Here is an 8,676-nt window from a genome sequence, read left to right on the forward strand (position 1 = left end):
CGCTGGTCATCCTGACAATCCTGAGTCTTCGCCTCCTGGCGCTCCTGACCCTTATCCTTAAGTCGTTATCCTGTTGGCGTCCTCGCCTTGACGCACACTTTACCTTGTTCACTTAAACTAACAAGCATCAAAAGAGTACATAAACGGATTTTCAGATAATTACTCATTACCAACTATCTGATTTTAAATGCATTACCTTTTTTCGCCTCTGCGATTTCTCTTAAATCTCCCATAGCATGGATGGCAGATCTCTTACAAACCTCATGGTTTTAGCTCACAGGCTTCTTACGATGGGAAAAGCCTTTTGCCCGCATTCAGGTATAATCCCCCCAGATTACGAATTTTGGAGACGACCACGTGACTACCTGGAACTACCAACAGACGCATTTTGTCACCAGTGCGCCCGATATCCGCCACCTGCCTTCCGATACCGGTATTGAGGTGGCATTTGCTGGCCGCTCCAATGCGGGAAAATCCAGCGCTCTGAATACGCTGACAAATCAGAAGAGCCTGGCCCGTACCTCAAAAACACCTGGCCGTACTCAGCTGATTAACCTGTTTGAAGTGGCAGAAGGCAAACGCCTGGTCGACTTGCCGGGCTACGGTTATGCCCAGGTTCCGGAAGAGATGAAGATCAAGTGGCAGCGCGCGCTGGGTGAATACCTGGAGAAACGCCTGTGCCTGAAAGGTCTGGTGGTGCTGATGGATATCCGTCACCCGCTTAAAGATCTCGATCAGCAGATGATTGCCTGGGCGGTGGAGAGTAATATTGCCGTACTGGTGCTGCTGACAAAAGCGGATAAGCTGGCAAGCGGCGCGCGTAAAGCGCAGGTGAATATGGTTCGCGAAGCGGTGCTGGCTTTCAACGGCGACGTGCAGGTTGAGCCGTTCTCTTCGCTGAAAAAGCAGGGCGTGGATAAGCTGCGTCAGAAACTCGACAGCTGGTTTAACGACCTGGAACCCGCAACCGAAGCGGAAGAAGAGTAATTTCAGGCGCGGCACAGTCCGCGCTTTTTTTTGCCCGGCATTTTCTTTGCCGCAATAAAAAACGCCCCAGTCATTACTGACTGGGGCGGCTAAAATATTCAGCCAAATCCGATTACGTGAAGTAAAAGGTCTGAAAGATAGAACATCTTACCTCTGTACCCTACGTCGTTAACTCTACCGCTTTTTTATCTGTAGAAAAAGCACTTTTCGTAGTTTTTTTTCATTCTTTACATAGGGAATTCTAATGATCGTCACAAAACGCGCGTCATTATGTTGCTTACTTACATAAAACGCGCGTTATTCCGTGAACGCTTAGTGAGCCTGATCCCAGTTTTCACCGCTTCCGACTTCCACCAGCAACGGCACGTCCAGCGTCATGCTGTTTTCCATCAGTTCGTGGATCTTGCGGGAGACCGATTCCAGATCGTCTTTGTGCACTTCGAACACCAGTTCATCGTGTACCTGCATAATCATTTTTACGCGCGGCTTCTCTTTTTCCAGCCAGGCATCCACGGCGATCATCGCGCGTTTGATGATATCCGCTGCGGTGCCCTGCATTGGGGCGTTGATCGCGGCGCGTTCAGCACCTGCGCGGCGTGCGGCGTTGCTGGATTTGATGTCCGGCAGGTAGAGACGGCGGCCGTCCAGCGTCTCGACGTAGCCCTTCTCTTTCGCCTGCGCGCGCGTACGTTCCATATATTCCAGCACGCCCGGGTAGCGCTCGAAGTAGAGATCCATATACTTCTGCGACTCTTTGCGCGGGATGTTGAGCTGACGAGAAAGACCAAAGGCGCTCATCCCGTAAATCAGACCGAAGTTGATCGCCTTCGCGCTACGGCGCTGTTCGTTGGTCACGCTCTCCAGCGGCAGGCCAAAGACTTCAGCAGCCGTTGCCCGGTGAATGTCCTGACCTTCTGCGAAGGCGGTGAGCAGGCCTTTATCACGGGACAGATGCGCCATAATGCGCAGCTCGATTTGCGAGTAGTCCGCAGAGACAATCAGATAATCGTCCGGCGCAATAAAGGCCTGACGAATACGACGCCCTTCCTCGTTGCGCACCGGGATATTTTGCAGGTTCGGATCGGTCGATGAGAGACGTCCGGTTGCCGCAACCGCCTGATGATAAGAGGTATGCACGCGGCCCGTTTTCGGGTTGATCATCAGCGGCAGCTTGTCGGTGTAGGTCGATTTCAGCTTCGCCAGCCCGCGATACTGAAGGATCACTTTTGGCAGCGGGTAATCCAGCGCCAGCTCCTCAAGCACCTCTTCAGAGGTCGACGGCGCGCCGCCAGGGGTTTTCTTCAGCGGCTTGATCCCCTGTTTTTCAAACAGAATCGTTTGCAGCTGTTTCGGTGACGAGAGGTTAAACGGCTCGCCCGCCAGCTCATGGGCTTTTTGCTCAAGCTCGGTCAGGCGCTGCGCCAGCTCGCCAGAGTGGTTATGCAGTACGGTTGGGTCGATCTTCACGCCGTTACGCTCAATGCGAGACAGCACCGGCACCAGCGGCATTTCGATATGCTGAAACACATTCAGCGGACCTTCGTGCTTCTGCAGTTTCGGCCACATTTTCAAATGCAGCTGCAGCGTTACGTCAGCATCTTCCGCCGCGTAGCGGCCCGCTTCTTCGAGGGCGATCTGGTTAAAGGTCAGCTGATTTTTGCCTTTCCCCGCAATCTCTTCAAAGGTGATGGTTTTGTGCTTCAGCCAGCGATCGGAGAGTGAATCCATATCATGACGCCCAGCCACGCTGTCCAGAATGTAGGATTCCAGCATGGTGTCGAAGGCGATCCCGCGCAGTTCAATGCCGTAGTTTTGCAGAATGCCGCGGTCAAATTTCAGGTTTTGCCCCACCTTAAGCGCCTTGTCATCTTCCAGAACAGGCTTCAACAGCTCCAGCACGCGGTCGCGCGGGATCTGATCGGGTGCATCAAGGTAGTCGTGCGCGACAGGCACGTAGGCGGCCACGCCGGGCGCAGTGGCAAAGGAGAGACCTACCATATTGGCAGAGATGTTATCGAGGCTGTCGGTTTCGGTATCAAAGGCAAATACCGGCGCTTTTTTCAGCTTTTCAATCCATTCAACCAGCTGTGATTCGTCCAGAATGGTTTCATAGTGTTCAAACGAGAGCGTGACTGCCTCTTCGTCTTCTGGTTCTTCGGCATCCACCGCAATGGTCTCTTTCACCTTCGCCGCCGGTTTAGACCCTTTAGCCTGAAGCCATTTGCCTGCTTCGACATCGGCGGTCCAGCGCTTGAATTCGTATTTCTTAAACAGGCCGAGCAGCTCTTCAGCAGCAGGCTCCTGAACATGAAGCTGCTCGCAGGTCAGTTCCAGCTCAACGTCTGTTTTAATGGTTGCCAGCTGATAGGAGAGGTAGGCAACCTCTTTGTTATCTTGCAGTTTCGTCGCCATGGTTTTTGCGCCACGGAAGGTGAGACCGGCGATTTTGTCAGACTCAGCGTATAGCGTGTCTAATCCACCGAGGCCCTGCAGCAGCGCCTGAGCGGTTTTTTCACCGACACCCGGTACGCCAGGAATGTTATCCGACGAGTCACCCATCAGGGCGAGGAAATCGATGATCAGCTCTGGCGGCACGCCATATTTAGCCACCACCTCTTCTGGCCCCAGAATGGTGTTGGTCATGGTATTAATCAGGGTGATCCCCGGCGTCACCAGCTGCGCCATGTCTTTATCGCCGGTGCTGATCAGAACGGGGCGGCCCATTTTTTCAGCTTCGCGCGCCAGCGTACCGATCACGTCATCCGCTTCGACGCCTGAAACCGCCAGTAGCGGAAGGCCCATCGCTTTTACCATGGTATGCAGCGGTTCGATCTGCGCACGCAGATCGTCAGGCATTGGCGGGCGGTGAGATTTGTAATGCTCAAACAGCTCGTCGCGGAACGTTTTGCCTTTCGCATCAAAAACGACGGCCGCGTGGGTTGGCTGATACTGGAGGATCAAACTGCGTAGCATGTTAAGCACGCCGTACATCGCGCCGGTTGGTTCCCCTGCGCTATTGGTCAGAGGAGGAAACGCATGATACGCCCGATACAGGTATGAAGAGCCGTCGACGAGAATAAGAGGGTTTTCTGGGATCTGAACCATAGTGTGCGTGCCTTTAATCAATTTATGGGTAAAGGATGCCACATAAGGATGAAAACATCAGTTATTAGCGCCTGATCCAGCAAAAGATTTTGCGATCGTGGAGATCGCTCGCAAAGATCAAACTGTGGATAAGTTTGTGAATACTTTCAATTCATTTTAAAAACAGGCGCACCGTTCGCAACATAAATCAAAATTTCATTTTTAAATTCATATAGATAAATGAAGATCGCAAATAATATGTCTTATTGCTGACTTTTTAGTCTATGTGGATATAAGAACCGTTCGCTGGATTGCGGTTGTAAATTCGGGCCTGCCCGATAAAAGCGGCGAACTTGCTGCGTGAAAGCGCCATTTTTCTGGCTGATTTCTGATAGAATCAGCGCCCAGCGCCGGATAGCCGGCTGCCCATTTAAGCTAACTATCTGAAAAAGCTCACCATGTCGAGATTACTCGCTGCGTTAACACTACTCTTAAGCGTCATTTTAACTATTCTGGTTACTGTCGCCTGTTCTGTGCCCATTATCGTCGCCGGAATAATTAAACTGCTGCTGCCCGTGCCTGGGGTCTGGCGAGCGGTTTCCACGTTTTGCAATTTTATGATGTATTGCTGGTGCGAAGGGCTGGCGATCCTGCTGCGTTTGAATCCGCATTTGAAATGGGATGTGGAAGGTCTGGAAAGCCTGAACAAAAAGAACTGGTACCTGCTTATCTGCAATCATCGCAGCTGGGCGGATATCGTGATTTTATGCGTGCTGTTTCGCAATCACATTCCCATGAATAAATATTTTCTCAAGCAGCAGCTGGCATGGGTGCCTTTTATCGGCCTGGCCTGCTGGGCGCTGGATATGCCGTTTATGAAACGCTATTCACGCAGCTATTTGATTCGTCACCCTGAGCGGCGCGGCAAGGATGTGGAAACCACGCGTCTCTCCTGCGAGAAGTTTCGCGCGCACCCGACAACCATTGTGAATTTTGTCGAAGGCTCTCGTTTTACCCACGAGAAACATTTGCAGACGCGTTCCCCCTTCCGAAATTTGCTGCCACCGAAGGCTGCCGGTATTGCGATGGCGCTTAACGTTCTGGGTGAGCAGTTCGACAAGCTACTTAACGTTACGCTTTGCTATCCGGAAAATGACAAGACGCCGTTTTACGATATGCTCAGCGGGAAACTGACGCGCATTGTGGTTCGTGTTGACATGGTTCCCATTGATACCGGGCTGCACGGCGATTACGTGAATGATAAGAACTTCAAACGTCGTTTCCAGCAGTGGCTTAATACGCTCTGGAAAAAGAAAGACGAGCAGATAGACAACATCAAAGATTCATACAAAAACGCCGGTCATTGACCGGCGTTTTGTTTTATTACTTCTTCTCGACCAGGTATTTCACGGTATCGGCGTACTGCTGTACGAAGATATCCATGCTGCTGGTATCCATACCCTGCATGTTCAGCTGGTATTTACCGTTAACAAACATCGCTGGAACGCCCTGCAGTTGCAGATCGGCAGCGGCTTTTTCCTGCTGAGCAACCAGGGATTTCACGACAAAGCTGTTCCAGGCCGCATCGTAATCTTCACCTTTCACGCCCGCATCCACGAATACTTTGCGAATATCCGCGGTGTTTTGGACGGTTTGGGTTTTCTGTACGGCTTCAAACAGTGGCGCAGTAACTTTATCTTCTACACCCAGTGCAATCGCAACCGCCCACGCCTGAGTCAGGTCTTTGCCCAGTGGGCCAAGGAACTCAACGTGGTATTTGGTCATTTTGGTGCCTTCCGGCAGCTTTTTCTTCACGTTGTCAGAAACATGAAGAACTTCCTCGAACTGATAGCAGTGCGGGCAATAGAATGAGAAGAACTCCAGCACCTGAGGCTCGCCAGCAACGGGCTTGTCCAGCGTGATGTACTGCTTGCCGTCGGTAAACTGCGCAGCAGAAGCGCTAAATGCCAGAATCATACCTGCCAGCGCCAGCCAAATTTTTTTCATGATCAACTCTCTCCTGGGTGTGTCCTATTAATACATCGGCGTTAATTGCAAAGGGGGTTCCTGTAAAACCTTAACCTGCTCGGTAAATGTGGATATCTGGTTACGCCAGTAATCCTCCCCGGTAAGCCATGGGAAATTCCGGGGAAATGCGGGGTCATCCCAACGCCTGATTAACCATGCGAGATAATAAACAAAACGCATCGCACGTAAAGGTTCAATCAAGGCAATTTCGTCTGAATCGAACGGGCTGAATTCTTCGTAAGCTTCAATGATGGTTTCAAGCTGCATTCGCTGCTCGGCTTTATCGCCGTTAAGCAGCATCCACAGATCCTGAACCGCTGGCCCCATACGGGCATCGTCGAGATCGACAAACAGCGGACCATCGCGCCAGAGGATATTCCCGGCGTGGCAATCACCATGCAGCCGCAAGGTGGGAATATCATCCCGCCAGCAGGCACTCACCGCATCAATCAGTTTATCGGTCGCATTAAGAAAATCATCTTTTAATGCTTTAGGAATAAGGGTTGAGGCAGCAAATACCTGGCGGGGTTCAAGAAGGTATTCCTGAATGCCGATTGTCGGGCGTGCAATAAACGGCATTTTGCGTCCCGTTTGATGAATGCGGCCAAGGTAGCGCGCAACCCACTCCATCTGATCGATATTATCGGCTTCAAACTGCCGTCCACCCAGGCTTGGAAATACGGCGTAGTAAAACCCCTGGTGCGTAAGCAGCGTTTGATTATCGAACATCAGCGGCGCGGCAACGGGAACATCGTCATTCAGCAGATCGTGGGCGAACTGATGTTCTTCCTGGATTTGTTCTGCAGACCATCGCTCAGGGCGATAAAACTTTACGACAAAGCGCTGACGATCTTCGTCCTGAAATTGGTAGACGCGGTTTTCATAGCTATTTAACGGGGTAAGCCCAGAATCCACCCGAATACCCTGCTCAAAGAGGGCATCCATAATGGTATCCGGGTGCAGTGTCTGGAAAGTAAAAGCCTGGTCGTTCATCCGATCATCCGGAAATTATACGAATGATTCAGGATATCATCTTGTGGCGATTTCGGTGGGGCCGCTTACAAGCTTTTACTCTTTAATTATGCCACGTGCGCGCAGCAATGCGGTTTTAAAATCTTCCTCATAATCTTTCTGAATACCAGGAATAACAGCATCTTTCGCAGAATCACGCATTTTAAGGTGGTAGATCAGGATGTCGTCAGAAAGGTCTGCCAGTTCACCGTCAAAACCTGACTCTTTCGCCAGTTTCTGTAAAAATTGCATCAGATTCAGCTCCGGCTCTTTTTGCCAGGCTGGCTGAAGGAGTTCAATAACTTCATTCAGACGTTTACATTTCATGGTCGTGCTCCTTTCATTTAGAGAGATACGTTAACAGGGTCAAACCCACAATAAAAGAGGCGATATTAGTGAATCAGAGCCAGGAAATTATTGGGGTCGTTCTGGCCGGGGGAAGAGCGACGCGTATGGGCGGAAAAGATAAGGGCCTCCAGCTTCTTAATGGAAAACCCTTATGGCAGCACGTTGCGGATGCGCTTGCGGGCCAGGTATCTGCAAGGGTACTGAGTGCTAACCGCCATATCGATATTTATCAGCGTAGCGGGCTGCCTGTCTATCAGGATACGCTGGCTGATTATCCCGGGCCGCTGGCTGGGATGCTCTCGGTCATGCAGCAGGATCGGGGGGAATGGTTTGTCTTCTGTTCATGCGATACGCCATTTATTCCCGCGTGTCTGGTTGAGCGGATGGTTCAGCAGCGCGGTGATTCCCGCGTGGTCTGGGCGCATGACGGCGAGCGCGACCACCCGACGATTGCGATGATACACAGATCGCTAATCCCAGCATTGCAGGATTATCTGGCGGCAGGCGAACGCAGGGTAATGGTCTTTATGCGCCAGTCAGGCGGCCATTCCGTTGATTTTAGCGATCTGAAATCTGCGTTTGTGAACGTCAATACGCTGGAAGATCTACAGACAATGCAGGAGAAAAAATGACGCCTGTTTTAGCTATCTCAGCCTGGAGCGGCACCGGAAAAACCACGCTGCTGAAACAACTCATACCTGCCCTGTGCGCCAGAGGTTTACGCCCCGGGCTGATTAAGCACACGCACCATAATATGGATGTCGATAAACCGGGAAAAGACAGTTATGAGTTGCGTAAGGCAGGCGCAGCACAAACGATGGTGGCGAGTCAGCAACGCTGGGCGTTAATGACGGAAACCCCTGACGAAACGCCGCTGGATCTCGCTTATCTGGTGAGCAGGATGGACCATACCACGCTGGATCTGGTGCTGGTTGAGGGGTTTAAGCATGAGGCTGTTGCAAAGATCCTGCTGTTCAGACGCGATGCCGGGCATGATATTGCCGAACTGACGCTCGACGAGCATGTGATTGCGGTGGCCAGTGATATTGCGTTGTCGCTGGACGTGCCGGTTTTGGATTTGAACAATATCGATGAGATTGCGGCGTTTATTGTGGGGTGGTGTGCGGCCTGATTGCCGGATAGTGAATTAGCCTTACCCGAACTGAATTTTATGCATCGTATAAACGCAAAAAGGCCATCCTTCCGGATGGCCTCTTT

General features: G+C 51.4%; 9 protein-coding genes. 4 read left to right on the forward strand and 5 right to left on the reverse strand.

Going from position 1 to position 8,676, the window contains the following annotated elements; all coding sequences use genetic code 11:
* Window positions 1-357 precede the first annotated feature (357 nt).
* Window positions 358-987, forward strand: a complete 630-nt coding sequence (gene yihA / locus ACWKX3_RS19940) for a ribosome biogenesis GTP-binding protein YihA/YsxC (RefSeq protein ID WP_236348209.1) — start codon at window positions 358-360, stop codon at window positions 985-987.
* Window positions 988-1,085: 98 nt separating this feature from the next.
* Here yihA and ACWKX3_RS19945 read toward each other — a convergent pair whose 3' ends face one another.
* Both ACWKX3_RS19945 and polA read right to left on the reverse strand, forming a co-directional pair.
* Complete coding sequence (locus ACWKX3_RS19945; RefSeq protein WP_071892919.1) at window positions 1,086-1,133, reverse strand: spot 42 RNA, inhibition of DNA synthesis; 48 nt, start codon at window positions 1,131-1,133, stop codon at window positions 1,086-1,088.
* A 166-nt stretch (window positions 1,134-1,299) separates the two neighbouring features.
* Window positions 1,300-4,092 carry a DNA polymerase I gene (gene polA / locus ACWKX3_RS19950; RefSeq protein WP_220710883.1) on the reverse strand — a complete coding sequence of 931 codons (2,793 nt, stop codon included), beginning with the start codon at window positions 4,090-4,092 and terminating at the stop codon, window positions 1,300-1,302.
* 437 nt (window positions 4,093-4,529) lie between these two features.
* Between polA and ACWKX3_RS19955 the strand changes: the two genes are divergently transcribed.
* A complete protein-coding gene (locus ACWKX3_RS19955) occupies window positions 4,530-5,438 on the forward strand; it encodes an acyltransferase (RefSeq protein WP_102891937.1) in 909 nt (302 codons plus the stop codon).
* A gap of 16 nt (window positions 5,439-5,454) precedes the next feature.
* Here the strand turns inward: ACWKX3_RS19955 and dsbA are convergent, their stop codons facing one another.
* The 3 genes from dsbA to ACWKX3_RS19970 form a co-directional block, all read right to left on the reverse strand.
* On the reverse strand, window positions 5,455-6,078 hold the full coding sequence (gene dsbA / locus ACWKX3_RS19960) for a thiol:disulfide interchange protein DsbA (RefSeq protein WP_006179098.1): 624 nt from the start codon (window positions 6,076-6,078) through the stop codon (window positions 5,455-5,457).
* A gap of 27 nt (window positions 6,079-6,105) precedes the next feature.
* Window positions 6,106-7,092 (reverse strand): serine/threonine protein kinase, encoded by a 987-nt coding sequence (locus ACWKX3_RS19965; protein ID WP_454542279.1) that lies wholly within the window; start codon window positions 7,090-7,092, stop codon window positions 6,106-6,108.
* 75 nt (window positions 7,093-7,167) lie between these two features.
* Complete coding sequence (locus tag ACWKX3_RS19970; protein ID WP_454542280.1) at window positions 7,168-7,437, reverse strand: YihD family protein; 270 nt, start codon at window positions 7,435-7,437, stop codon at window positions 7,168-7,170.
* Window positions 7,438-7,505: 68 nt separating this feature from the next.
* On the opposite strand from ACWKX3_RS19970, the gene mobA reads away from it, so the two are divergent.
* Together mobA and mobB are read left to right on the forward strand one after the other, a co-directional pair.
* Window positions 7,506-8,090, forward strand: coding sequence for a molybdenum cofactor guanylyltransferase MobA (gene mobA, locus ACWKX3_RS19975; RefSeq protein WP_454542281.1), 585 nt, complete (start codon window positions 7,506-7,508; stop codon window positions 8,088-8,090).
* Window positions 8,087-8,590, forward strand: coding sequence for a molybdopterin-guanine dinucleotide biosynthesis protein MobB (gene mobB / locus ACWKX3_RS19980; protein WP_088209349.1), 504 nt, complete (start codon window positions 8,087-8,089; stop codon window positions 8,588-8,590). The genes mobA and mobB overlap by 4 nt, the downstream gene beginning before the upstream one ends.
* The last annotated feature ends 86 nt before the right edge of the window (window positions 8,591-8,676 follow it).

It is taken from the genome of Enterobacter sp. UPMP2052 (genome assembly GCF_053709675.1).